This window comes from Paenibacillus sp. E194 (assembly GCF_000935845.1).
In the GTDB taxonomy this organism is placed as follows: domain Bacteria; phylum Bacillota; class Bacilli; order Paenibacillales; family Paenibacillaceae; genus Paenibacillus_B; species Paenibacillus_B alvei_B.
The window spans coordinates 1-525 of record NZ_JMDX01000554.1; the positions used below are offsets into that span (position 1 = coordinate 1).

The window sequence follows — 525 nt, forward strand, 5'->3', positions numbered from 1 at the left end:
TTTTTTACAAATGTCAATCCAATAGTTAGGCGTAACTCGAATCCTGTGTATGAAAAGCAAAAAACCGTGCATCGCACGGTTTTAAAAAGTAAATTCGAATTTATACATTCGTATCCTGCATCGCAGGAATATTGATTTCTTTGACACAGGCTGCTTTGGATAGTCCGATTACGCATGTGACGAGTGATAAGATATCTTGCACAGGGATGCGGGTACTGTCATAGGCAGAGAGTGCCTTTTCTGCTCCCTCTTCAAAAGGAATTTCAGCGGCGAGCTCGCCTGGATTAATACAGGTAACGGCAATCTGATCTTGACGCACATGCTCGCGCAGCGCATTCGTTATTCCCCGCAGCCCGAACTTAGATGCAACGAACGACACCTGAGAATTGTTCGTGTGATCTAGCCCAGCTGTCGAACCAATGAAGATGATCTTGCCTGCTTCTGACTTGCGAATATTCGGAAGCAGCGATTGGATACACGTTATTGTTGATGTAATGTTGACTTGAATGATTCTGGTCAATTTCC

General features: G+C 44.2%; 1 protein-coding gene. It reads right to left on the reverse strand.

Annotation, left to right across the window (positions count from 1 at the left end; translation table 11 throughout):
* Positions 1-100: 100 nt before the first annotated feature.
* A partial coding sequence (locus AZ66_RS29525; RefSeq protein ID WP_044358244.1) for an SDR family oxidoreductase occupies positions 101-525 on the reverse strand: 425 nt, incomplete at its 5' end.